This is a genomic window from Paenibacillus sp. Y859 (genome assembly GCF_056786405.1).
On record NZ_JBXCIZ010000001.1, the window covers coordinates 589,389 to 613,927 of the forward strand.

At 36.1% G+C, this 24,539-nt stretch carries 30 protein-coding genes and 1 pseudogene; 1 reads left to right on the forward strand and 30 read right to left on the reverse strand.

Annotated features, from left to right (window positions below; genetic code table 11):
* Positions 1 to 126 precede the first annotated feature (126 nt).
* A complete protein-coding gene (locus AC1TO8_RS03055; RefSeq protein WP_482054126.1) occupies positions 127 to 975 on the reverse strand; it encodes a GNAT family N-acetyltransferase in 849 nt (282 codons plus the stop codon).
* A gap of 164 nt (positions 976 to 1,139) precedes the next feature.
* Between AC1TO8_RS03055 and AC1TO8_RS03060 the strand changes: the two genes are divergently transcribed.
* On the forward strand, positions 1,140 to 1,352 hold the full coding sequence (locus AC1TO8_RS03060; RefSeq protein WP_482054127.1) for a TM2 domain-containing protein: 213 nt from the start codon (positions 1,140 to 1,142) through the stop codon (positions 1,350 to 1,352).
* A gap of 379 nt (positions 1,353 to 1,731) precedes the next feature.
* On the opposite strand, the gene AC1TO8_RS03065 is transcribed toward AC1TO8_RS03060, so the two are convergent.
* The 29 genes and pseudogenes from AC1TO8_RS03065 to AC1TO8_RS03205 all read right to left on the reverse strand — a co-directional run bounded on the left by AC1TO8_RS03065 (position 1,732) and on the right by AC1TO8_RS03205 (position 24,444).
* Positions 1,732 to 2,289, reverse strand: coding sequence for a YdcF family protein (locus AC1TO8_RS03065; protein WP_482054128.1), 558 nt, complete (start codon positions 2,287 to 2,289; stop codon positions 1,732 to 1,734).
* A gap of 33 nt (positions 2,290 to 2,322) precedes the next feature.
* A complete protein-coding gene (locus AC1TO8_RS03070) occupies positions 2,323 to 3,294 on the reverse strand; it encodes an ROK family protein (protein ID WP_482054129.1) in 972 nt (323 codons plus the stop codon).
* 362 nt (positions 3,295 to 3,656) lie between these two features.
* The gene (locus tag AC1TO8_RS03075; protein ID WP_482054130.1) at positions 3,657 to 4,067 is read right to left on the reverse strand and encodes a GNAT family N-acetyltransferase; all 411 of its coding nucleotides are present in this window, start codon (positions 4,065 to 4,067) and stop codon (positions 3,657 to 3,659) included.
* Between the two features lie 179 nt (positions 4,068 to 4,246).
* A complete protein-coding gene (locus AC1TO8_RS03080; RefSeq protein WP_482054131.1) occupies positions 4,247 to 4,768 on the reverse strand; it encodes an NUDIX hydrolase in 522 nt (173 codons plus the stop codon).
* A 59-nt stretch (positions 4,769 to 4,827) separates the two neighbouring features.
* Entirely contained in the window at positions 4,828 to 5,505 is a 678-nt protein-coding gene (locus tag AC1TO8_RS03085) for an HAD family hydrolase (RefSeq protein ID WP_482054132.1), read from the reverse strand.
* A 111-nt stretch (positions 5,506 to 5,616) separates the two neighbouring features.
* On the reverse strand, positions 5,617 to 6,120 hold the full coding sequence (locus AC1TO8_RS03090) for an HIT family protein (protein WP_482054133.1): 504 nt from the start codon (positions 6,118 to 6,120) through the stop codon (positions 5,617 to 5,619).
* Between the two features lie 130 nt (positions 6,121 to 6,250).
* Entirely contained in the window at positions 6,251 to 7,102 is an 852-nt protein-coding gene (locus tag AC1TO8_RS03095; RefSeq protein WP_482054495.1) for a P-loop NTPase family protein, read from the reverse strand.
* Positions 7,103 to 7,504: 402 nt separating this feature from the next.
* Positions 7,505 to 7,648 (reverse strand): annotated as a pseudogene (locus AC1TO8_RS03100) (ClbS/DfsB family four-helix bundle protein); the annotation flags it as partial.
* A 262-nt stretch (positions 7,649 to 7,910) separates the two neighbouring features.
* The gene (locus AC1TO8_RS03105; protein WP_482054134.1) at positions 7,911 to 8,555 is read right to left on the reverse strand and encodes a hypothetical protein; all 645 of its coding nucleotides are present in this window, start codon (positions 8,553 to 8,555) and stop codon (positions 7,911 to 7,913) included.
* 157 nt (positions 8,556 to 8,712) lie between these two features.
* Positions 8,713 to 9,309, reverse strand: a complete 597-nt coding sequence (locus AC1TO8_RS03110) for a YdcF family protein (protein ID WP_482054135.1) — start codon at positions 9,307 to 9,309, stop codon at positions 8,713 to 8,715.
* A 357-nt stretch (positions 9,310 to 9,666) separates the two neighbouring features.
* A complete protein-coding gene (locus AC1TO8_RS03115; protein WP_482054136.1) occupies positions 9,667 to 10,200 on the reverse strand; it encodes a P-loop NTPase family protein in 534 nt (177 codons plus the stop codon).
* Positions 10,201 to 10,219: 19 nt separating this feature from the next.
* The gene (locus AC1TO8_RS03120; protein ID WP_482054496.1) at positions 10,220 to 10,801 is read right to left on the reverse strand and encodes an AAA family ATPase; all 582 of its coding nucleotides are present in this window, start codon (positions 10,799 to 10,801) and stop codon (positions 10,220 to 10,222) included.
* Between the two features lie 105 nt (positions 10,802 to 10,906).
* Positions 10,907 to 12,238 carry a serine hydrolase domain-containing protein gene (locus AC1TO8_RS03125; protein ID WP_482054137.1) on the reverse strand — a complete coding sequence of 444 codons (1,332 nt, stop codon included), beginning with the start codon at positions 12,236 to 12,238 and terminating at the stop codon, positions 10,907 to 10,909.
* A 365-nt stretch (positions 12,239 to 12,603) separates the two neighbouring features.
* Complete coding sequence (gene dapB / locus AC1TO8_RS03130; RefSeq protein ID WP_482054138.1) at positions 12,604 to 13,347, reverse strand: 4-hydroxy-tetrahydrodipicolinate reductase; 744 nt, start codon at positions 13,345 to 13,347, stop codon at positions 12,604 to 12,606.
* A gap of 61 nt (positions 13,348 to 13,408) precedes the next feature.
* On the reverse strand, positions 13,409 to 13,600 hold the full coding sequence (locus tag AC1TO8_RS03135) for a metallophosphoesterase family protein (protein WP_482054139.1): 192 nt from the start codon (positions 13,598 to 13,600) through the stop codon (positions 13,409 to 13,411).
* 117 nt (positions 13,601 to 13,717) lie between these two features.
* Positions 13,718 to 13,852, reverse strand: a complete 135-nt coding sequence (locus AC1TO8_RS03140; protein WP_482054140.1) for a hypothetical protein — start codon at positions 13,850 to 13,852, stop codon at positions 13,718 to 13,720.
* Between the two features lie 3 nt (positions 13,853 to 13,855).
* Positions 13,856 to 14,923, reverse strand: a complete 1,068-nt coding sequence (locus AC1TO8_RS03145) for a hypothetical protein (RefSeq protein WP_482054141.1) — start codon at positions 14,921 to 14,923, stop codon at positions 13,856 to 13,858.
* A complete protein-coding gene (locus tag AC1TO8_RS03150; protein WP_482054142.1) occupies positions 14,898 to 15,452 on the reverse strand; it encodes a GNAT family N-acetyltransferase in 555 nt (184 codons plus the stop codon). Before AC1TO8_RS03150 ends, AC1TO8_RS03145 begins: the two co-directional genes overlap by 26 nt.
* Before the next feature lie 209 nt (positions 15,453 to 15,661).
* Complete coding sequence (locus AC1TO8_RS03155; RefSeq protein WP_482054143.1) at positions 15,662 to 16,456, reverse strand: AAC(3) family N-acetyltransferase; 795 nt, start codon at positions 16,454 to 16,456, stop codon at positions 15,662 to 15,664.
* Between the two features lie 27 nt (positions 16,457 to 16,483).
* Positions 16,484 to 16,945 carry a GNAT family N-acetyltransferase gene (locus tag AC1TO8_RS03160; RefSeq protein ID WP_482054144.1) on the reverse strand — a complete coding sequence of 154 codons (462 nt, stop codon included), beginning with the start codon at positions 16,943 to 16,945 and terminating at the stop codon, positions 16,484 to 16,486.
* Positions 16,942 to 17,739 carry a class I SAM-dependent methyltransferase gene (locus AC1TO8_RS03165; RefSeq protein WP_482054145.1) on the reverse strand — a complete coding sequence of 266 codons (798 nt, stop codon included), beginning with the start codon at positions 17,737 to 17,739 and terminating at the stop codon, positions 16,942 to 16,944. Before AC1TO8_RS03165 ends, AC1TO8_RS03160 begins: the two co-directional genes overlap by 4 nt.
* Before the next feature lie 35 nt (positions 17,740 to 17,774).
* Complete coding sequence (locus tag AC1TO8_RS03170; RefSeq protein WP_482054146.1) at positions 17,775 to 18,362, reverse strand: histidine phosphatase family protein; 588 nt, start codon at positions 18,360 to 18,362, stop codon at positions 17,775 to 17,777.
* A gap of 217 nt (positions 18,363 to 18,579) precedes the next feature.
* Positions 18,580 to 19,170 (reverse strand): CDP-diacylglycerol--glycerol-3-phosphate 3-phosphatidyltransferase, encoded by a 591-nt coding sequence (gene pgsA / locus AC1TO8_RS03175; protein WP_482054147.1) that lies wholly within the window; start codon positions 19,168 to 19,170, stop codon positions 18,580 to 18,582.
* Positions 19,171 to 19,492: 322 nt separating this feature from the next.
* Complete coding sequence (locus tag AC1TO8_RS03180) at positions 19,493 to 20,173, reverse strand: class I SAM-dependent methyltransferase (RefSeq protein WP_482054148.1); 681 nt, start codon at positions 20,171 to 20,173, stop codon at positions 19,493 to 19,495.
* Positions 20,174 to 20,440: 267 nt separating this feature from the next.
* Positions 20,441 to 20,884 carry a GNAT family N-acetyltransferase gene (locus AC1TO8_RS03185; RefSeq protein WP_482054149.1) on the reverse strand — a complete coding sequence of 148 codons (444 nt, stop codon included), beginning with the start codon at positions 20,882 to 20,884 and terminating at the stop codon, positions 20,441 to 20,443.
* Between the two features lie 249 nt (positions 20,885 to 21,133).
* Positions 21,134 to 21,535, reverse strand: coding sequence for an HIT family protein (locus tag AC1TO8_RS03190; protein ID WP_482054150.1), 402 nt, complete (start codon positions 21,533 to 21,535; stop codon positions 21,134 to 21,136).
* 249 nt (positions 21,536 to 21,784) lie between these two features.
* Positions 21,785 to 22,525, reverse strand: a complete 741-nt coding sequence (locus tag AC1TO8_RS03195) for a class I SAM-dependent methyltransferase (protein WP_482054151.1) — start codon at positions 22,523 to 22,525, stop codon at positions 21,785 to 21,787.
* A gap of 239 nt (positions 22,526 to 22,764) precedes the next feature.
* A complete protein-coding gene (locus AC1TO8_RS03200; RefSeq protein ID WP_482054152.1) occupies positions 22,765 to 23,331 on the reverse strand; it encodes a histidine phosphatase family protein in 567 nt (188 codons plus the stop codon).
* A 237-nt stretch (positions 23,332 to 23,568) separates the two neighbouring features.
* Positions 23,569 to 24,444 (reverse strand): alpha/beta hydrolase, encoded by an 876-nt coding sequence (locus AC1TO8_RS03205; RefSeq protein WP_482054153.1) that lies wholly within the window; start codon positions 24,442 to 24,444, stop codon positions 23,569 to 23,571.
* Positions 24,445 to 24,539 lie beyond the last annotated feature (95 nt).

Sequence of the window (24,539 nt, forward strand, 5' to 3'; positions counted from 1 at the left end):
CACGCCATGCGGTGTGTAATCCGTAGAACATCTACCGATACATTGGAAGAAGAAAGGGGATCGGTATGCGATAGCCCTACATCTTCTATCCAAGAAGGCAACAGTTAGCTCTTCACAGTGAATGACTCACATTATCTTTTTTTGTCTATACCAATAAGAGTATATCTCCTCATATCCGAGTCCCGCATATAATTTTATAGCTGGCGCATTACTTTTCACTACCAACAAGTAACTGTGGCTTGCCCCATTCAACTTGGCCCACTTCCCAATGTGCAAAATGAGTTCTCTAGCATATCCTCTATTCCTATAGTTAGGATCTGTGACAATATCATAGAGTCCAACATGATTTTGTTCGATCACGCCAACGCCACAAGCAACGGGAATGTTATCATGATAGAGTGTAAAAAAGCCTTTCTTTAGATATGACTTGGACAGTAAACTCTTGGTGACTTCAGCACTAGATTGAGTGAGTTGATTCATATCCGTCACAATATTTAGCCATTCATTCGTCATTTCAACACTAACATGTACATCGTTTGTTCGAGGTTCTTCAAGCACTGACAGATCAAGAATTTGAACACTTGAATGGTCCACAACATCATAACTTAAGCCGTTCAATATATTGTCTATATTCCCTGGAGTAACAAAAGGAGTTATTTTAAAGATGGTATCCAATCCAACGCTCGCATAAACATCTTCACAATACTGGATTTTACCTAGAGTATCCTGCTCATTCTCATTGTAAATGGGGCTAATGGAATTCGATCTTTTCGTATATCCGTTAGCGAAACGTAAGAGCCACCCGTCATGAACAAAACTCTGTAATGCCGGCCAAGCGTTAAGGGCGTATTCCTCAATCTTTCTATCCATACCATTCACCACCATATATTCACTTTGAATAAATATACACGGTATTGAATGTTCATTCAATGGTTTATAATCACTTTTCATTTTGAATCCTCGATTCTTTTTCACTTCAATTTTTGCTCCAAAGCAGATGTAATTCAGTACATGAGAAAGAGATTCAATGCATTCTCCCTGGATAGTTCTAATACAAAATTATACACTAGTCTACAATTTGGTATAGTTCATGCCGATAATAAATTAAGTACATAGAATTTAATTAGGGGGATTGGATAGTGGAAAAGAGTAGTAAATCTTTTGTAGCTTCATTATTGCTATGTTTCTTTTTAGGTGGTTTCGGTATTCATAGGTTTTATGCGGGGAAAGTGGGCACTGGTATACTTATGCTCATAACATTGGGATGCTTTGGAATATGGACTTTGATTGACTTCATCATGATTGCAGTTGGTAGCTTCAAAGATGGTGAAGGTAAAGTAATTAAGAGTTAGTTTTAGACTTGTCAATGCATTCGTGATCTAAGATGCGAGTTAAAAAAGACCTCTTAAGATGTAAAGGCTATCGAGAACTCTCGATAGCCTTTTAAGGTACTCACCTAGCCACTTATCTACTCATACTCAAGTATCGCTCATCATTAATATTTTATCCAACAGCCGTCCACCTCGGATCAGCACCTGTGCAATGTCGAACACCTTGCGTAAAAAGTTCTTCTTCATTTTGTGCATCAAGCATTTTATTGAGTATTAAACCTTAATCTAGGAAATACCTCCCCCACTTAACCATCTCCTCCTTTATTACTTAAACGAAAATGGAATAATACAGTTACTTTCAAAATTCATTCTATATATGCTTCTTCAAGTTACTTTCTAATTATCTATTAACCCAATTTGGTATATGTTGTCCAAAATACTTACCAATCTTCTCTAATTCTAGCATTACTACTTTGATTTTCTCTTCTTCTAAAAACCAATTCTCTCTACTAATAGCTCTATTATCAATAACTGTCGCTACCATATACCTAATATTCATTGGAAAAACGGTCTGATAAGTCATTAATGCTCGTCTTGAGTGATGCGCTTTGCATACCAGCATGACACTCTGAACATTTAAGTCTTTTGACTTCATTACTTCCCAACAATTTCTAGCATTATCAAAAGTATTCTTTGCTTGATCTTCTCTTAATATGACTTCTTCAGGTACACCTAGATTTATTCCGATTTTTCTGAAATAATTCCATTCTGTTTCATTAATTTTCGAATTATAACCTCCTGAAGGCAGTATGTATGGTGCTAAACCTTTATGGTAAAGCTCCGCAGCTCTTTCCATTTGTTGAGGATGACTACCACCAGGCACTACAATAATATCTGCTGGTAGAATTTCCGTTTCAACAAATATTAAATCCGTAATACAACTAAAAGGATATTTCATGTTCTTCCTCTTCCTTGAAATAAATTCATTTTTCTAAATTAATTTTAATCTCTCATTTGCGTAAGTAGCCGCACCTATCATTCCTGCTCTTCCACCTAGTTGGGCCTGCTGAATCTTACATGCGTGATTGGATATCTTTAACGCGTGTTTAGCCGTTGTCTCTCGAACGATATTTAGCAATCTATCACCAGCAGCAGACATGCCACCACCTACAATAATGACTTCAGGGTTCAATAAATTGATAACGTTAGAAAGACCATAACCTAATATCCTCCCCGTTTCATGCATAACTTCAATAGCGAGATGATCTCCTAGATCATATGCTTCGGAAATCATTTTCGCTGATATTTCACTTTGATCTTGCCCGACCCATTCTTGAATAATACTTTTTTGACCTGCATTGAGTCTCTCAATACAGGTATTTACCATGCCTACCGCAGAAACATATCTTCCTAAGCATCCTGAACTTCCGCATTTACAAGGACGCCCCTCTCTGTACATATTCATATGTCCAATTTCCCCAGCACTTGAAGTTGTACCATAAATGACTTTTCCATCATTGACTATTCCCGACCCTAACCCTGTTCCTAACGTAATTAATACTAGATTTTGATAACCCATTCCAGAACCATATCGCCATTCACCGTAGAGATTTACACGAACATCATTATCAATAAAAGTAGGAAAATCAAAAAAAGTCTTCATACGATTAACAACATGAATGTTGCTCCAGTCAGGGAAATTAGGTGAAAAAATCGAAAGCCCTTCATAAGGATCTAAAAGACCTGGAATACCCATCCCCATACACTTAATATCGGTTAGAGATAAATTTGATGTAAGAATCATTTCCATGATCGTTTCTGTAATTCTATCCATTACATGGTCAGGGCCCATGGCTGCTTCAGTAGGAACACTTTTTTCTGTTAGCATCTTAAAATCATTATTAAATATAGCCGCTTTGATGTTGGTACCACCAAGATCAATTCCTATAGTAAACTGATTCATATATTTCATCCTATTCTGTAGTTTGTCAGACTTATTCGGTTGGATGTACGAACTGAACCTGCTTCTCGATATCCTTCTTGACGGCCGAGGAGCGAATCTGATGGAAGGAATGTTATGTCACTAACTTCCTGAGTTACTCTCTAGTTCCTTAACTAATATTGAATTTATCTCTCTTAATGTCCTGTCTGTCTTGAACTCATCCCTTGGATCAGACCAACTAAATCCATCTCCCACGTATCTTGGGATTACGTGCATATGGTATTGGCTCTTAAACCAGTTTCTAGTTCTCTTTCCTGCAAAAGGCTCATCTAAAAATCCCCTTACGACTAGCGGCTTCTTTAATTTCTTACTAGGAATATTCTCTATCGAGGTCTTCTTACCATAAATCTTTCAGTATTTTTTACAAATCCATATTGTTCGTACAATCCGTGAGCATCAGCTGTTCCTAAGAATCCAGATAAACCTTTTAAATCTTCGCTCTGTATAATGATTTTTACTAGATTTTTGCCAATGCCTCTACCTCTATACTCATCATCAATTACGACATCACACAACCAGTATGTGGTTGCCCAATCAGTGATAACTCGTGCAAATCCAATCTGTCTACTTCCATGATAGACACCATAACATAGTGAAGTTTCAATCGATCTATTCATTATTTCAACTGATCTTTTATTCGCCCAATAAGACGCAGCTAAAAACATATGGATAGTTTCATGATTTAAGAGTGTTTTGTCTGTGCTAATCAAATATTCTTCGAATCTAACTTCCATAAAAACATCCTCCATTTTGCTTCATCATAGAACTGGATACCTTTCTTGAATCACTTAGTTCCCCTTTAGATTATTAAATGTTAGCAGGTTGGAGGCGTCGCCTGATTCACTTATCAGAAAATTTCGCTAGGCGAGCAAAAGAAGTTCTCTGTGATGTGATGTCATATGGCATCTTTAAATTACTTACGATTGCCTTCGATATGGTTCAAATAGTATTCAATACCAGCCCTATCTACATCAGAAAATTGTCTAGGATTATCATCTATTAGAATCCTCAAATCTCTTACATTGATCCACCTGATCCCTGTTGTTTCGTCGCCTGATTTCAGTAATTCTCCGTTTGCTTTGCATCTGAAATAATATCCAACTGAATCTACCGGTCCTTTTATAGTTTGAAATGCTGCAAATGGTTTTATACATTCAACTTCAAAGTAAACTCCCTCAGTAACAATCCTTAATTCTTCTCCTTCTATTGTAATGAGATCCAATCCAGTTTCTTCTTTAACCTCTCTTCTTAGGGCTTGGGTTAGTGATTCAAACAGTTCAATTCGTCCACCAGGTAGTTCAATTGTTATAGGTTCATTCGTTTTTGTTCTATTCTGAATGACAATTTCTAATTCTCCATCCATTTGTCTTTCAATTATTGCCCTTGTATTAACATAAAACATGACATCATCCCTCTCTGTTAAAGCTGTTTCCAAGCACTGCATATGATTTCTCATAACGTTGTGCATTCTTGGTTAGACGAAGATCACTGTATCTATGCGTTACCTTCACGATTCCATTGTTCTATCATTCCTTCAAGTTCTAATAAATCTCTTACAATTCCATCTGATTCAAATCGTTCTGTATAATAAGTGTCTTCTTTCCAAATCCCCCTCATACCAGCATCTCTACTCGCAATTACATCATTTGTCGGATGATCTCCCACGTAGATACATTCTGTAGGTTGTACGTTCATCCTTTCAGCTGCTCTAAGGAATATAGATGGATCCGGTTTTCGAATTCCCTCTAATTCAGATATCAATATGACTTCAAAGTAGTCTTGTATTCCTAATGCTTGAATATTACTAGATTGAAAATCACCATATCCATTTGTAATCATTCCGAGCTTGTATCCCTTATTTTTGAGATTATTTAGTGTTTCAATTGTATTAGGGAACGACACTGCAAAAGATGAGAATCCGGTTGTGTAGTCAGATAGTAAGTTATTCCAATCTAAAGGTAATTCAAATTCTTTGATGAGGTTCTGGTAGACTTTATCCTTCCAGACATACCCACGATGATCAAGTTCAATGAAACGGTTAATATAATCTTCTTTATTAATATCCTTAGCATGTTTAATAATCCTTTCATACTGATCGTCAATAAAAAGATATAACGAATGATTGCGATCCAAGAGAGTTCCATCAAGATCAAAAATGATTGATTGAATCATATAATCTCCATCCTTTAGTAGTTTAAGTTATTTTCGTCTAACTGCGATGATGCTGAAAAATATTGTGATGTCATTCCCTTCTTGAGTTAACTAACAACTGCTCTTCGATATTCAAAATACACTTGCAAAATCCCTTAAACCATCTTTTAATATTTCAATTCCTTCAATTACACTTTTCATATTTTCTTCATCATTCATATTATTCCTTGCATGTAACAAAACGGGTCTTAATGATTCTACTGAATTACCAAATTGATACATCCATTCATATCTTGGAACCATCCACAAATGAAAATGATGTGTCGTGTCTTCATTATAAAAGTAATACACCTTATCGATTCCCAATAATCGCCTTTGTTCTTGCCTTATCTTATGTATTAAAGAGATATATTCCATTTGTTCTTCAACCGTTAGCTCATCCATGCTGTAAAAATGTCTTTTCGAAGCTAGTATCACTAAACCTGTAATCGGGTAAGCAACATCTTGATGCACATGAAAATTGGAACTTTCATAAATTGTTCCACCCGTTGGTGTGATTAATCCACTTGTTAAGGCGCAGCTTAAGCATTCTACTTCTACTGATCTACCGTCAGCCAATGTAATATGTTTTGGCATACTTCACCTCCAGGTAATAATAACGGACTTACTTAGTCATTTCATTTAACGTTCGAGTAGCTTAAATAACCGAAGGGAACGGGTCAACAGACTTAGCTGGTTGGATGTTTCGCCTGAATTCGCTTTCACTTCACATTTTGTTAAACGAATTATTAAGAATGCCTCTTAGCTCTTCTTTACACTTTTCAATATCAAATTGTGAATTATCGATCCATTCCTTATCAATTTTTAATAAATCAAAAATTTCACGTTCAATATTCTTCATTTCTTGAAGTACTTGAACAGTCCCATCAATTCCATGATATCCCTGCATCTTGCCAAATCCTTGATTTGTATAATATTCAAAAAATCCGTCGGACCATTCCTTAGGTCTTTCATTTATTGCTTTTTCAAAAGTAGACTTGATATCTTGTTGGTCAACATAAATCAATAAAGGATTCAATGACTTTACTGCATCCTCTAACTGTAATACGTAGTTAATAACATCTTCTTTTGGTTTGTTATATTTCACCGTACCTATTGTCACTGGGTTTTGTATAAAACAACATTCAAATATGTGTAATGAATTACTCTGAAGATTATCTTCCTTAAAGCCATTCCACTTTTCTGTAATCAGCCTTACGTTTTGTTCGAATGGCAACTCGTAAATATCTTTTGTGGATATCTCATGTAGTAACTCATCTGGAAAATCAGATCCATATTCATTTTTTATTTTTTGATAGGGGATTAAGAAATCACTCCCTTGTTTTACTGCTCTACTCTCTAATATTTCTTTAAATCCTTCATGGTCTGCCAATAACCTATTAAATTCTTCTTGTCTATAAAAGGAAACTCCATCGTAATCAGCAGGATGATCTAAATTTCCTTCTAAAAAAACATGTGTCTCAATACTTCTTTCATCACATATTTCAGATACTAATTGTGCGACAGTCGTTTTCCCTGATCCAGGTAATCCCTCAATAATAATCAATCGTGTATTCATAGATTTAACTCCTCCATCTTTTGTATTCAAATTAAACCATCAAGGTTTCCATTTGTCCGATTTCACTAACTTTTGGCTTTCCTAATGTACAGTACTTCCATGAAATTATAATCATTGTTCCTTATTTATTGTCTATTGTTGTTTCTCTATTTATAAAACAGTCTATTAAAAAAACCATATGAACAACAAATGAAATCCTAAGAAAGTCACAATATATTCCTGCTCAATAAAAAGCACTATAGGTACAAGTAATAAAAAGAGTAATCATTTTTTTCAATTTGCCTTTCATGATAACCCCCATCTCTCATCTCCCTCTTGGTGACCGAGAGCGTTAGCGACGCAACAGGTATGGTCTTGTTAACCCTTCATACCAGAGTATAGTAAGGTATCCAACAATGATCCCTAGAACTGATGTTTCTTCCATTTACGAATCCTAGAACGAAATGTCTTGAAGGGCGCAACTGAATTAATGTGAATCCATTTGACCATCGCCCACCTCGGATTAGTACCTGTCCATTGTCTAACACCTTGCGTAAAAAGTTCTTCTTCAAACTCAAAAATGAGAGGAGAAAATTGATGTATGAGAACTCGGATATAAAAGATATGATTCTTCAGAAAGATCCAACTGTTCCGTGTTTTGCGCTAATTTTCTATAACGTTCACACATTTCTGATGGTCATGCAGCTCAAAGAGCATAGCACCAGGTCGTCAGACTTTGCCTGGCGAATGTATCGCCTGAAATAACTTGTGTTATCCTTAGTTAAACAGACTGCCTAATTTGGGCAGCCTGTTTAACTAGTTTTTTTATCTACAATCCAAAATGTTCACTAACTAATTTAAATTGTTCATCAACACTCATGCCAGCTGTTCTTTTAATTGTTTTGATACCATTCTTAACGCAGGCAGTTCTAATTATATTTGAAAACATAATCATCGACTTATTACTGTGCATGATCGTTTCCTTTGGGTTTGATGTACAAGCGTTAATACAATCCAAAATCATCTTGTGGTCTTCTCTAAAGAAATATAATCTCTCAATTTCTGCATCAGACGTGAAAAGACATATCATTCTTTCTTTTGGAATAAAAGATAAAATGCTTTCGGGCATTATCCCTAAATCAATAATAATCGGTCTGTTACTTGGTAACTTCAACAAATCGATCACAAAGAATTCCAGCATTTCTTCGACTATTTGAAAGAGCCAATGACAATGCTCATCAACGGGTTTATTAAACCACTTATCCCAGTCTAAATTAGGATTAGGCATTTGAAGGGCAGGATAATCAACAGGGTTAGAGAATGGTCTATATTTCAGGACATCATCCGCTAAAGTTTGAAATCCTAACTCCTTAATAAATTTCTTTGTCATCGTCGTCTTCCCTGCGCAAGGTCCACCATTTAACCAATACACGTGCTTTAATTGTTCTTTTAAATATTCATCATTTATTTTCATATTTACTCCTCCTCAAATTAATTGATTTTGAGGAAGTTCACGGATCCTTATCATTCTATAGCAGTGAAAATACATAATATATAAATCCTCCTTTCTTTTTATATAATATAATTCTGTAATCCAAGTGTTCTTTCCTTCTTCATTCCTAAACACTCATTCACAAAGTTATTTCTTCATCTTCGAGTTGTCCTTCATTAATATACTGTATTAAACTTCTCACTTCTTTATCTGCCCTCTCTCTGATTAGACGTATATTCCACCAATTAGCTGGTAGTTCTACATCCGTTCCAACCATTTTAAAATCTATCCAATTAGGCATATATGTTTTAAGAGTAAGTAAACATCTCCTCAAATGTCCAGAATCACTAACTGCAATTATTCTCTTAATTTTATGTAACCCAAGAGCTCGATCCAATACTAATATGGATGCCAAGACATTTTCTTTAGTATGATTTGAAATTGTTTCTATTACTACTGCTTCTTCTGGAACACCCTGTTCAATTGCATATCGTTTCATAGAAATTGCTTCAATTTCATCTCGTTGCCCCCACTTATCTCCTCCTGAAAATAAAATAACAGGAGCTCTTCCCTCTTTATATAATTGTATAGCCTTTTTGGACCTATCTAAATTCCCGTTGCCGAATACCATGATGCAATCGCCCTTCAATTCTGATTCTACTCGCTCACTAGGATACAACAGAGTTATCATTTGTTCTGGTGTTAATTCATCAGGGTTTATCTTAGAAATAAGCATTCATTATTCCTCCTTATTTATTATTTAATGACGTCTGAGACTTTCGTTTAACTTTGCGCATTAATGACATCCAAGCAGCTTAAGGACCCTAGGTCCAGGTCGTCAGATCAGACTTATCAGATTGAATACGTCTCCTAAATCCACCTCTCCGATGTCCCTCCTGGCGACCGAGGACCATAGGTAACGATGTAAGAATGGTCTGTTATCGGATGTCCTCGATTTCTTCGAATCTTCAATATAATTGTTTTTTGACCTTGTATTCATAGAGACTTTTAATATCGTTAATGATATGTGTCACCTACGAGACTTCCTCTTTGCTTACCAAGGGAGCCTAGCGACCACTGTGGTAATATGTTGTTATGTGATGTCATTGCCATCTTGAATTACCTTCATATTATCTTGTATATGTTTTATTACATCTCTTGAACTTTTCATCTCGAATCTCTTATAAGAATACTCATTTGTGATGTCCAATACCTCTTTCAGATTGTATCCGTGGTTCCATTTAATCAACATCTTTATTAAATTATTGAAAGACTGCTTGTAATTCCACTGCTCTATTCCTGTTCTTGACCTAATAAATCTCCTGATAATTCTATAATCCCTTATATATACATTAGGATTTAAAATATATATGATATCTGCCTTTATAAAACTTTCGTTCGTCCAATTGTATTGAACTCCCTCAATAATCCACGACTCTAGTCTAACTATTCTATTGAATTCTGCATCTCTTATTGCCTCAGGAAATCTTAGATTTTCCACACTTCTGTCCCAAATCATATTATCAAGTTCATAATTGATTATCCCTAACTTCTCAGAAATTTCCTTACCTAGATATGATTTTCCACTTCCACAGGAACCAATAATACGTATTTTAATATTTTTCATCTCCTTGAGATGGCTTTCATTATCTTTTTATTTGTGTTTTTATCTTGTCATATTTCTTTCTAAAGGTCCCTCTGTTGTCAGGCAACAGATTAATATTCGATAAAGATGCTATTTGTGTTACAACATCCTCAATAGTCAATTTATTTGTATCAATATATTTCTCAAATATGCTATTGGAAAGACCTTCTATGCATCTATCGATCTGTCGCTCAGCCCACGAATTCTTTCTTTCACCTCTACTTCTTAATCTCTTTTGTAAGACTTCTTTCGTTGCACATAATACAAAATGATTGATAGAAATTCTATCACTTCTTAATCTACCTATGATTTCTTCGAAATACTGGGGATTCACTATGGTCATGGGTACTATAATCGTTCCTTCATAATGATTGTTTATGTGTTTTAACATAGTGTAATTAATCTCACTCCACATTGGATAGTCTTGAAAATCATTCTTTTTAACTTCGGCAGGAATATTCTTCCGGATAAAAAAGCCAACATTTTCAGGATCATAAATAAATGAATCGGAAATTCTTCTTTGTAATTCATACGCAGTTTGGGTTTTTCCAGATCCAAACGCACCATTGACCCATATAATCACATAATTCACCTCTATGGTTCTGGATATTTGTTCTCCTAACGTAACCCCATTTGTGGAACGATCCATACACCTATCGAATCTGAATGCTCGTTGTTTTAAGATTGACTACGCTTTTGTCTGAAACTCCTGCAACCTGCTAGCAATTGGCTCGTTGTCAGGAAATATTGCAGCTGCACAGGTCAGAATGTGGAAAGCATCCTCTTTGTGCCCATTCCACGTTAATGCTTCAGTGATGCGCATAAATTCAAAATCCACTAGATAATACTTGTCTTGTTCCATTCTAGTGATGCGATGATACTCTTCCATCGCCTTCTCCACTCCATTAGTTACGGCTAAGTCTGCAACTATGTGTGCCATTGATCGCTTTATTTGGTGAATGTTCGAACCAAGCAATAGATCAAGTATTGGATAGGTTACGCTCCCAAGCCAGACGTAGTCACAATTAGTCATCACAGAAATAGCGATATTTTCATCAGGAAGTAAAATTAGATCACTTAGAAATCCGGTATCCCATCCGGAATGTGAGACGATTCGAATACCCTTATATTCTCCCACAAACCAACCCAGACCGATTTGTGCATTTTCTTGTCCGTATCCAGTAGCTGCATGTGGCTTCCACATTTCATCATAGCTGCCAGACTGCAAGGAATTATATCCATCCTTTGCAATTCCCTGTTTAAGATGCATTAGCATATACTGGCACATGTCATCAACATTGGTATATAGAGTGGAACTAGGTCCATGCGCCCTATTGTAAGGAAATATATCACTGATATACCCGCCGTACCCATCGGAAGTCCTGAGCACATGAGGTGCTGCAAGATGAGCTTCTACCTCCTTTTTTAAAAAGGAACTGGACTGCATTCCTGGCGGTTCAAGAATATACCTTTTGATATAATTCTCGAAGCTCATTCCGCTAACCTTTGCTATCAAGTCGCCCAATATCTCGTAGCCAATATTACTATAAGCATATTTAATTCCAGGCTCGCTCAAAAGCTTGTGATGACGGATACTTTTTACGTATCTTTCAAGACTTTGCTCGTCGTATTCGGGCCGATCCCATGCATAATCTTCTTCATCTGGCATGCCAGAAGTATGGTTCAAAAGCTGCCTTATAGTAATATATTGATACCTCTCGTCCTCCAACTTAAAGGTAGTAAGATATTTCGCGATTGGTGAATCCAGATCTACTTTTCCACGCTCAACCAATTGCATAATGGCCGTTACTACGAATGTCTTTGAGACGGAAGCTTGGTGAAACAAAGTGCTACGAACAACAGGATCACCAGTCGATAAATTGGCTGTTCCATATTCACCAGCAAAGAAAATTTGGTTGTCCTTCACTATCCCGACGGCTAATGCCGGAAACTGTCCATTTTCAACAAAATCGGTTAACATCGCGTGCAACGGACTCTCAGTTTTCTGATATTTGTACATTTTGTCCTCCCTAATATCCAGCATCGGCATTCCATGTGTTCACTATCAGAGGTTCACGACGGAAACCCACCTACTACTTGCTCTCGCATTCATCAGTTGGATTTCTGTGTTGGTGTATATACTTCTATGTAATTGCTTCTCCCAACCAAGGGCGTATGCCCGTCGAATGAAACTTGTGTTATAGGATGTCAGCGTCATCTCCCTCTGGAATCTCAACCTTCCCATTTTTCCATGCAAGATCACTAGTTTTACGCCAAATACAAAAAGTAACATCCTCATTATCTATTGCTTCATCCACCAGTTTTATCTCGATCCAAGAAAGTTTACCTTTTTCACTTCGAGCAACAGGAGGTTGGTGCACAATTTTATTTGAATATATCTTCAATGCCGAACAAACCAGTATCTTTATTAATAATCCACTTAATAGTCTCAATCACCCCCCTAGAAAATCCTTCTCGCGAATATATTTTGTGTGAAATCTCAATTCTTTCGTTATCACTTGTCGTAAACAAAACGCTATGTTCTCCGATAATGTTTCCCGCCCTTACACTATGTATATTAATTTTCTCTTCAAAACCTGATTCTCTTATAGTGTTGGCTATCGCAATTGCAGTTCCACTTGGCTTATCCTTCTTAAATTTGTGATGGTACTCTAATATATCGATATCCGTATTTATGCTAAATTCAATAGATGCCAGTTTGATTAATTTCAGGAATTTGTACACTCCAATACTGAAGTTGGGACATATAACTACAGGAATTGATTCTGCAAGCATAGTAATTCTCTCCATATGCTTAGACTCAAACCCTGTAGTTGCTACTATGACAGGTTTATCACCAAGGATATATGCGTCATAATTCTCCATAAATGAATCAGCATTCGTACAATCAATATATACATCACATTTTTTGCTAGCTGCAAGAATATCATCATCGATCATGATATTTGCAATCTGATTATCAATTAATAAGCCTATATCTTTACCCACAAAAGGGTTGTTCTTCCGGGCTATAACGGCACCTAATGTAATTTCTTCATGTTCAATTAATAACCTGATTATATCCCTTCCCAGTTTACCGGTTCCTCCAACAAGGCCTACTCTAATCATACAATACCTCCAAATATAATAATAAAATACTTCTAACAACAGGTCGTTGCGGAATAACTGCTTACATAATCTTGGGGGGGAAATCTTTCATATAGCGTTGCGCATTTCTGACGTTCAATTGGTTCAGTCCAATCCCGACCATATCTCCTAGACAAAAAATATGATCTATTTGTTTACTTGATATATCGTCTAATACTTCTTTTAATGCAGGACTGTTGCCATGAATATCCGTCAAAATGGCAAAGGTTTTCATATTAATCATCCTCAAATGTACTATATTTGATATTGTGTTAATTTCACCTAACGTTTCCAAACAGCTTAAGGACCGTAGGTCCGGGTGGCTCTGCCACTTAGCCGGTTGGATATCTCGCTAGATTCCACTTCTCATAAAATCCATCTTGGCGACTAAGGAGCGCCAGCGACGATGTAGAAATGTATAGTTATCTGAAGGAACTGCCTTGCTTCCTCGAATAGAGACAGGACGTAAACCAAATAAATTATTCAATATTCATCTTAACGTAAATTTTTGTATCCGTTTCCAGTTTAATGACAGAATTAATTGTCCCTTTAATGCTTGTTCTTCTATTAATTTCATATCCAAATCATCATGATTACCAATACCATAAACAATTTTAAACTCTCTTGTATTGTTTGCTTCAAAGAAACCAGGTCCGTTATATCCGAGTCTGTCACTGAATACCTCTTCTCCAACCAACAATAATAAATCTTTTGATGGAATAAAATCTAATTGAACAAAGTTGCTAGAATTCCCATATTGCTTATTGTTCTTGTTTTTAATAATAAAAGTATATTCGATAAATCGACTTGGCCGACTTGGCCCCTCATCTCCTTCTTTTACAGCTGATGCTGTAGCTATGGAAGGATTATTTGTAATTTGTGCTTTTGCACTAATTAATTCAAAGTCCTTGGTATTGCCAACAAGCATTAGCAATACTACCGTGAGAAAGGAAATAAAAATGATGGTGATGGTAACTTTTTTATGTTTAAGCACCTTAAACTTTATTTTTTCAATGTTTTGCCCTACAAGATCATTCGATGTCAGCGTACTGTACAAACTAATAATCAATATAAGAAAGGCAAGAATATGTATTACCATTTCAAAGATAGCAAAGCGCTGTGATATATTGATAAAATAAGATCCTGTTTGAAAACTCAAATGGTTATCCATAAGATTTTGTACGATATGGGGGTACACTAACGAATAAATTTGATTGATCAGCAAAAGAAGAAAAAAATAAAATCCACCTCTAAATTTGTACTTCTTACAAAGTATGATTCCCATCAATAGGACTACAGGATACAATATTATGTTTAGTAAAATAGAAAGATAATGTAACACAGGATTAAGCACCTTTATTATCACCCCCTTATCAATACTTATATGTTTTACAACTTTTGAATTGGGTGAGTTAAATCCGCTTCTTTGCCCAACACTTCTCCTCGCGAACCAAAGGTAAATTCCGCAGCGTAGATACGTTGTTATATGGCGTACTTGCCTACTTGAATAACCTTCAAGCTGCAAACTTTCATTAGTTATTCTCTGAATAATACTCATCCTTTAAAAGACCGTAATACACAAGGTCTTCATATTCATCCCATCTTCTAACATGTTGTCTTAATAGCCCTTCGTATTTCATACCCAGTTTTTCCATAACTCTTCCCGATGCAGGATTTTTTCCTAAATAACGCGCATATATTCGGTTTAAATTCATTTCTTCAAATGCATATTTTATTATTCCTTTTGCTGCCTCAGTGCAATATCCATTATTGTTGTACTTTCTCCCAATCCAATAAGCCAATTCACCATGTTCAAACTTCATATTACTTCCTATACATATTGCTCCGATTAAATACTTTTCTTCATTATGTACAATTGCTAATTCAAGTGATCGATCTTCATTAAAATTAACTGTATGTGTTTTAATCCATTCTTCTGCCATTCCATCCTCATATGGATGTGGGATATATAACGTCATTTCAGCAATATATTTATCACCTGCTAGTTCTTGAACTACCTTTGCATCATCTAAACTAAAAGGTCGCAATATCAATCTTTCTAATTGAATTGTCGGCAATTTTTTCATATACTATCTCTCCTTGAAATCAATAATATTTGAATCAAGCCTGTACTTTCATACGACGCAATTTATTCGATCTTGATACAGCCTCATTAGGCCTACCCACAACACTTAATGATGCATCTGTCCGGACCGAGGGGGAAATGGCCCGAAGCGTGAACAAATTGTTATCAGAAGGACCTGCCTTCTATGAAATTTCTTTCAATGTTATCAATCTATCTTCTGTTCTCATTCATCCACTCTAATGCGAAATCAACCATTTCTTTCTGTGGTATTAAATAACTCACCGCTTCTCCTATTAAGCCCTCTTTTACCAAAGTAGTCTTGGATTTAAACGCATCAAGAATCATGTTGAAATCGTCAGATTCATTATTAATATCATCATAAGTAGTCCATTGTTCTTTTCCATCTACACTCATTTTCACTTCCCAAACTTTAGGCTTTATATAAGAGTTTTTCTGGCTATACTCAGCCAAATGTAATGAAGTATTACTTTTCGTAGAAGCTCCAAGCAATAGAATATATCCTTCTAACTCATAGATTTTCCCCAAAGGAGAATCCTCGCCTAACGCATATTCTAGTCTATGATTCATCGTAATACTTTTAGCATCTTTCCCCCACGCAGCAAATGACATATGAGGATGTGAACTTCTTAACACTCCATCTTGTTTTCGAAATGTTTCAGGAATGAATCCCATATACGAAGTTGGTGTTAGGTCAGGGTAATATATTGGCATATTTTCTTTTATTATTTTTATTTCCTCTAAGGTTAAGTCATCTTTGTTTTCCGTCGGAGCACACAAATGTTCAGATTGAGTCGGCATAACGATATTTCCATTCATCCCGACCGCCTCTTCCAATGCTAATATAACAGTAACAGGTCCCCCTACAACTTTTCCTAAAGATTTCAGAGAGGAGTGAACGATCAAAGTCATTCCCTCTTTTACGCCAAGTCGTTTTAAATCATCAATCATTGACTTTCTTGTTTGTAAAGTACTAGATGCTTCCATTTTAATCTCCTTAGAAAAATTTATAGTTTATTTTAACTTTAGTTTATATATAATCTCGCCATCTTGGTTCTCTTTATCTTGATTGACAAATCCTAATTTCTCGTAAAGCTTTCTAGCATGATCGTTACTTTTTTCGATTGTTAGAGAGATTACTTCACATTGTCTGTGCGTTTCCTGAATGAATTCTAATATTCTTTTAAGAGATTGTGTTCCTAACCCCATCCCTTGATATTCCTTGTCTATTTGAAAGCCACCGATCCAGTAATTATTCGAACTATTAGGTGTATAGGAAAGATAGAAAAATCCAAATATTATATCATCCTTGTACAAAATATATGGATCAAAAGCCTCATCCCATGGTTTTATATAAGCCCATGCTAAAGATTCGATAACAGAAGGCACAAGTTTCTCTTGTGATTTGAGTAAAGATATCGAGAGAGCGTCTTCCCAATTATGTTTATCAATGGGTTCTATGCGAATTAGATTCATTTTTTTATTCCTTTCGAATTTACCCCAACCAATAAATAACTTAACGGTAAATGATTTTCTTCTGACTCTAAATGACCCGAAACGCATGAGATATCTTTGGATAACTCTTCAAACCATTCAATATTCATTCCTTGTTTGATAAGCCCTTGAATTATATTCGACATAGTATGTGGAAACCAATATTTTGTTTTTGATTCATAGTCTACTTCGCCCATATAATCCAAGCCAGTATTATCAATGACTGGTGTATCTTTAAAATATGAATATTTTATTTCTTTAACATTCTCATCGAAGATATCTATGATCGGATGCATTTCGTATATGAACACTATTCCATCCTCTCTCAAAAGATTATAGACCTTTTGGAAAAACAACTCTAAATCTGGCATCCATCCTAAAGTACCCACTGATATGTATACAATATCAAATTGCCTTTCAAAATGGCTGGGTATTTCATATATATCTGTTCTTACAAATGTTACTGGAATATTAACATTCTCAGATAATTGATTAGCCTCTTCGATAGCCTCATCTGAAATATCAAATCCAACACAATATTCTGCCCCAAGTTTTTTCAGTGATATGGTTTCAATACCATTGTTGCAACATATCTGAGCAACATTTTTTCCTGAAATTCCATATTCCTTCAATTTATTAATTGCGAGTTCATCTATTCCATAATATTCCGGCTTTTTAAATTTACTAATAATTGAATCACCTCTTGCTTGTTGATGTAAAGGTGTCACTTCATTCCAAGCTTCTCTGTTTGATTCTGTATAATATTTAATATCCATTATAGTCACTCCCTAATATATTTTTAGAATGCCTTTCAGCTAATGCCATTGCCTTCTTCGAGTGGACTTCCCCATATTCTCGTCGAGTTTTTTAATCTTTTCTCTTCAAATCTTAGTTTATAAATATCTGGCATCGATGTGGACTGCCAAAAATCAAATCCATATTGTTTATCAAAGTGATTCATCATTAACGTCATAATATCTCCATGGGTTCCAATTACGATCTTCTTACCTTCGTATGTTTCTAATATGTCTTCCATAACTTTCACAGATCTTTTTTGTGCTATTAAGTTAGATTCCCCTTGTGGAAATGCATAATGAATGTCTTCATATACTTGGTACTTTGCTTCTTTGAATGATATTGACGAGAATTTACCAATGTTTCTTTCCCTTAAATCTTCTTCAATTTTAATATCTTTCAAATACTCAATTGCCGTTGGACGAATGGTTTCTATTGATCTTTCATAAGGACTTGATATGAAATAATCAATTTCTTCTGTTTTTAATATGTCTTTTATGATTAATGCATCAGCCAATCCTTTTTCTGATAAGCTTCTACTTCTTTCAATGCCTTCTACATAAATAGACTCAGCATGCCTTACAAAGTATATAAGGGTCGTCATTTCTATGTCACCGCTTTCTTATATCAGTATTGCAATGATTTCAGCTATCGCTCGTACATTCTTGACGTTCAAGCGGCTTAAGGTCCGTGGATTCAGGTCTTAAGACTCAGCCGGTTGAAGGTGTTCCTTGAAATTACTTCTTAATGACCAAGTGAGGATAGCGACCGCTGTGGTAATGTAATGTTATCAGATATCTTGTGCCATCTTCGATTTCCTTTTACATCTTATCAAGTTTAAGTTCTTTATAATTTCTTAATATATAGTTAAATCCTGAGTATAAAGTCAGGCCCACAGCTATTAGCATAAGAATATAATCTATCTCAATGCTAGTTAGCAATTCGAATGGGTAATTGTCTAATAATATTGCAACAATGGCAACCACTTGCATAACCATTTTCACTTTACCAAACTTGTCCGCCGACAGAGCAATTCCTTGTCCCGATGCTATCATTCTTAGTCCTGTAATTACAAATTCTCTTCCGATTATAATAATCGCTATCCACGCAGGAATCATATTTGATTGGACCATCATAATTAATGCAACGGATATCAATAATTTGTCGGCTAAGGGATCTAACAGCTTACCTAAATTAGTTATTTGATTATACTTCCTTGCAATATAACCATCTAACTTGTCTGTTCCCGAAGCTACAAGAAATACCACAATTGCAAAATAAATTCCGTATTGATTAATAAAACTAAAGAATCTACTTTCATCGGCCAGCCACTCAGGATATTTAGAAAAGAACACCATAAATAAAGGTATTAAGAAAATTCTTGCAATTGTAATCTTATTCGCAAGGTTCACGCTAACTGCCCCTTTCAGATTTTAATAACGAGCACAAGTTTTCAGCTAACTTTGCGCATATCTGACGTCCAAACGGCTTAAGAACCATAGCTCCGGGTGGCTCTGCCACTTAGCTGGTCGAATGTGTCGCCTGAATACGCCTCACTGAAATCCCTCTTGGCGACCGAGGAGCGTAGCGCCGGGTCCAACGGACTTGGGCGGTGCAGGGTTGACTGCCTGACTCCACTTCTCCGAAATCCTCGGGCAGACCAAGGGGCGTAACCCCACAGCGGGAAATCGTTATTAGATGATGCAGCTGCCTTCTTCGAGTTGACTAATAAAATCAAGGTATGTTGGCTTTCCATATGTATTTATATTCTTTCAATCCAATTTTTCCGTTTATGATATTCTCTTGAATTTTTAATTCTAATTCCTTCTTTAACTCAGGCATAGTATAATCGGGATTTCCAGGTATTCCTGAAATAAACTTAGCAAATTCAATCTCATTAGGGAAAAAGATAATCGCACTATTAAATTCTTCAATTTCAATGTTTATAAATCCATTACTGTTTAGTCTATCTTTAACAGTTTCCAATGCTCCTGAATGAATTCCGAATACAGTACCTCCAGAAATAAGTACTCTACTATGGTTTAATATAGATGTTGGTCCTCTTCTGTCATAAATTAAGTCAAATTGTCCATCACTAAAAGGTAAGTCAGTCTTAGTGGTAGCGAATATAAATCTTACATTATTCATTTTACTTTCTTGTAAAATTGACTCAGCAATCCTAATCATTTCAACTGAGTTGTCAAATCCTATTATCGATTTAGCATATCTCGACATCTTTAATGTAAAATCCCCATGTCCGCAACCAGCATCTAAGACTGAATTGAAATTAGGTAACATGTTCATTAGTCTTTCTTCAAATATCTGCTCCGCTGAAATTCCCTCAATATTAAATACAGCATTGCTTTTATATCCGCCATTTCTTCTAGCGATCATGTCATACCATTCGACTCCCATGAATTAACCTCCGAGAATAAGTATTTTAGTCATTAATATTGGTTGCGGCCATTTCCTCTAACGTCCGCCATTCCTGACGTTCAAGTAGCTTAAGTGAGCGAAGGGAACGGGTCGTCAGACTTAGCTGGTTGAATGTATCGCCAGATTAACCTCTCTGAAATTCCTCCTAAGCGATCAAGGGCGAATACCCGCAGTAGGAATACTGTGCTATCGGATGGATACGTCCTCTTTGATATACTTCGAAATGCTTGTGACATTATTAATCTATCATTTCAACTTCTTCTTCAAAAAAAATTGTTTTATTCCATCTGGATATTCATCATTAACTCCAAAGATCTCATATCCCATATTCTTATAAAATTCCGGAGATTGATATGAAAAAGTACAAGTATGAGCAAATGTACATCCGAGTTCTTTTCCCAGTCTTTCAGCTTCAGTGATCATGACTTTTCCATATCCTTTATGTCTATATTCATCAGCTATCCAAAAAACATCAAGATACAAGCCGTATAACCAAGTTTCACAAAATAAACCGCCCATAGCTTTTCCTGATTCATCTTTCAAATATAAATTTATATCCTTGCCAGGTTTTTTTAGTAATTCATTGGTTGCGCGAATATTATACTGATATAAATTATTACAAACCTCTTTATAATCAGTATCATTCGAATCTAATGTGATCTTAATATTCTCTAAAATGATATCAGACATATTAGTCTCCCTCATTAAACATAAGTGATTTTATTAATATTCCTTGCGTATCTTTCCGATAACGTTTGGCATTCCTGACGTCCAAGCAGCTTAAGGACCGTAGGTTCGGGTGGCTCTGCCACTTAGCTGCTTGGATGTGTCGCCTGATTTCACTTCTCCGAAATCCCTCTTGACGACCAAGATGCGAACGCGACGATGCAGGAATGTAATGTTTATAGGATGTCAGGGCCATCTGTGAATCACATTCAATCATTTTTTTCTTGCTGGTCTTTTATTTCCCTTTTGTTTTATCCAGTATCTGATTCCTTTCCCTGCGTATGGTTCATCATTAAACCTTGGAATTACATGGAAATGGGCATGGTTGATGGTTTGATTTGATACTAATCCTACGTTCCAACCTAAAATATATCCATCAGGTACATGCTTCTTATCTAAATATTTCTTTGCTTTTTGTAACAAGTCATAAGTAGAATTCCATTCATCTTTTGATAATTCAAACACGTTCTCTTTATGAGCCTTCGGAATGATCAGCCCGCATCCTTCCAATATCTCTTGTTCCGAGTCCTTTTGTATAAAGAGACAGAAATCATTCTCAAAGACGATTCTTTGTTCTACATCATCATTCAAATTACAAAATGGACATGGTTTCATTAATATACCCCCAACAAATTAATATTTTTAACGAATTTATTGTCTTGATAATCAACTGCCTTGATTTCCTATAACGTTTGGCATTCCTGACGTTGATTTCCCTTAGATAGCTCTTATCTTAGGGAAATCAATGTGTCGCTTGAATCCTTCTTCCTCGAAATGCCTCCGGCGACCAAGGGGCGAATGCCCCGCAGTAGGAATGCGATGTAGATGATGTCCCCGGCTTCAATGAATTTCAAGCCTAGGATCTTATATATATTTTGGTTGTCCTAGCCACACTTCTGTATCGTACATTACTGTAATTACACCATCTCTTGCCAAATCATTGAATCGTTGTTTATGTGCTTCTTGAAATGTTACGAACCATTCCTCTCTCTCATGCGGTGATTCCATGCTAGAGATAACTGCCCCCCAATATTCATCCCATGTCTCATTATGCTCTTGTTTAAACAAATATCTATTTGGTGTTGAATCTCCGTAGAAATATTGAACTGGTTTAATGTGCCTAGACTCAGTCAATCGCTTAACATATTGTTCATCGTTAAATACTCGCAATGTATCCCTGAAAAAATTTGAGTCATCATAATATGAAAAAACAGCTAACATTCCATTAGGTTTAAGTATCCTTTTAAATTCTTTAATTGTACTTTCTGGTTGAAATCTATGATAAGCATTGGCTGCTACAACTAGATCTATAGAATGTGCAAGCAGATTTGTGTTCTCAGCTAATCCATCTTGGAATTCTACATCCTCTCTTTCCCCAATCAGTTCCTTTGCAAGTTCACGCATTTCAAAATCAGGTTCTATTACAAATACCTTCTTTACATTACCAACAAAATGTTTTGTCAAAAGTCCAGTTCCTGCACCAATATCGGCAACTACACCTTGACTTACATTCGCTATATCAATAACATATTTACTCGCTTCTGTTGAAAAGGGTAATCGATACTTAGCATATTGCATGGCTTTATCACGAGTCATTCTATTCATAATTTAAGCTCCTTTGTATGGACCTAATATTTTAAGGGGATTTCACCTAACGTTGCGCATTTCTGACGTCCAAACGGCTTAAGGACCGAAGGTCCCGGTGGCTCTGCCACTTAGCCGGTTGGATGTGTCGCCTGATTCCACTTCTCAGATACTCCCTCTTGGCGACCAAGGGCGAATGCCCGCAGTAGGAATGCTCTGTTATGTGATGTCACAGTCCTCTTCGATAAACCTTAGGAAATCTAATCATTCCACATTCTTGTTATTTCTTCTAATTCTAAGTCCTCGAATTGCATTTTATAGATATCTGGTTTCTTTAATTGATTCAAAAACTCCAAGCCAAAAGCTGGATCAAAATGATTCATCTTCAAAGTCATTACAAGACCATGAGTCCCGATTACTATTTTCTTCCCTCTGTGCTCTTTTAATATGGGTTTTAGAACTGAGATTGCTCTTTTCTGACAATCAGCATTAGACTCTCCACCCGGCAAGGTATAATCAGGGTCATTAAAACTCTCTCTGATACTAGACATTAACTCTGTATTTTCAATAATATAAGATGCAAAATGACGTTCTCTAAGATCTTCAAATACTTTAATATCTAACTTTAAGTGCTCGGCCAATCCCTCAACACTAAGAATTGCTCGAGTATAAGGACTTGATATAATCATGTCTATTCCTTCACCTATAAGTAACTCCGTTACTTTTTCAATATCGATCTTTCCTTTTGGGGTAAGCCCTCTTGTTCTTTCATTTCCTTCATTATATGGTGATTCTCCATGCCTAACCATATAGATAATTGTCTTCATACAGGCCTCCTATAGATGCTTTCATTAAATATCACACTGTGATTTCACATAACGTTGCGTATTTCTGACGTCCAAGCGGCTTAAGGACCGTAGGTCCGTGTGGCTCTGCCACTTAGCTGCTTGGATGTGTCGCCTGATTCCACTTCTCAGAAATCCCTCTTGGCGACCAAGGAGCGTCAGCGACGATGCTGAAAAACATTGTTCAACGTGTTAGCTGAAGCACGGAACTTCCTAGAGTTACTCATACAAATGTTTTTTCAGGAAATTTAGAGTATTCTCAAATGCACTTTGGACCTTTGGATTATTTAAGTCTTGATCAAAAACATGATCAGCACCTTTAATGGTAATTAAATCGGTTTGAATTCCAACTTTGCAAAGCGCTTCGTACATTATCAATGATTGATTGTAAGGTACATCAGTATCATTGTCACCGTGCAAAAAGAGTGTTGGGGGAAAGCCCTTAGAAATATTATCGATAGGATTGTATTTTCGTAGTTTTTCGCCGTCCAATACTCGATCTAGACCTGTTACTGTCTCTACCCATGTTCCGTGTTGCCGACACCATAGATAATAATTAAACCTATCCCAGGAACCTTCTGATACTTCTGAGTCACTAAGATACTGTTCCGCTTCTAGAAAGTTAACAATTGGTCTTTGGCAGTAGTATTCGCTAGGCTCAGAATACCATTTACCTAAGATATCACCGTAGCCATAAAAGGAAACAATTGCATTTGGTCTAAAATCCATCGTTCCGGTTAACAAACTAAGATAAGCTCCAGCTGAACTACCAATCACTGCAATCTTGTCTGTATTAAAATCGTACATCTTTGATGCAGTTTCTCTAACCCAGAATAAAGCATCTCGAATATCATCAATAATTAATTCGAATTTCGTTTCAGGAGCAAGCCGATAATCAATACTGATGACACTAAAACCCGCTTTCTTATAAATTTCAACCTGATCAAACTGCAACCACTTTCTCGTTCCAAATATTAATGCTCCCCCATGGAGATAGATAATTACCGGAGTTCTACTTCCATGATAATAGATATCCGCATAAATCGAAGTTTGCCCTGTTTCTTTATAGACTATAGAATCACTTATTATCTTCATGCTCTACCTCCTTTTCCGTATTTCAGCTAACGTTGCGCATTCATGACGTTCAATCGGCTTAAGAACCGTAGGTTCGGGTGGCTTTGCCACTTAGC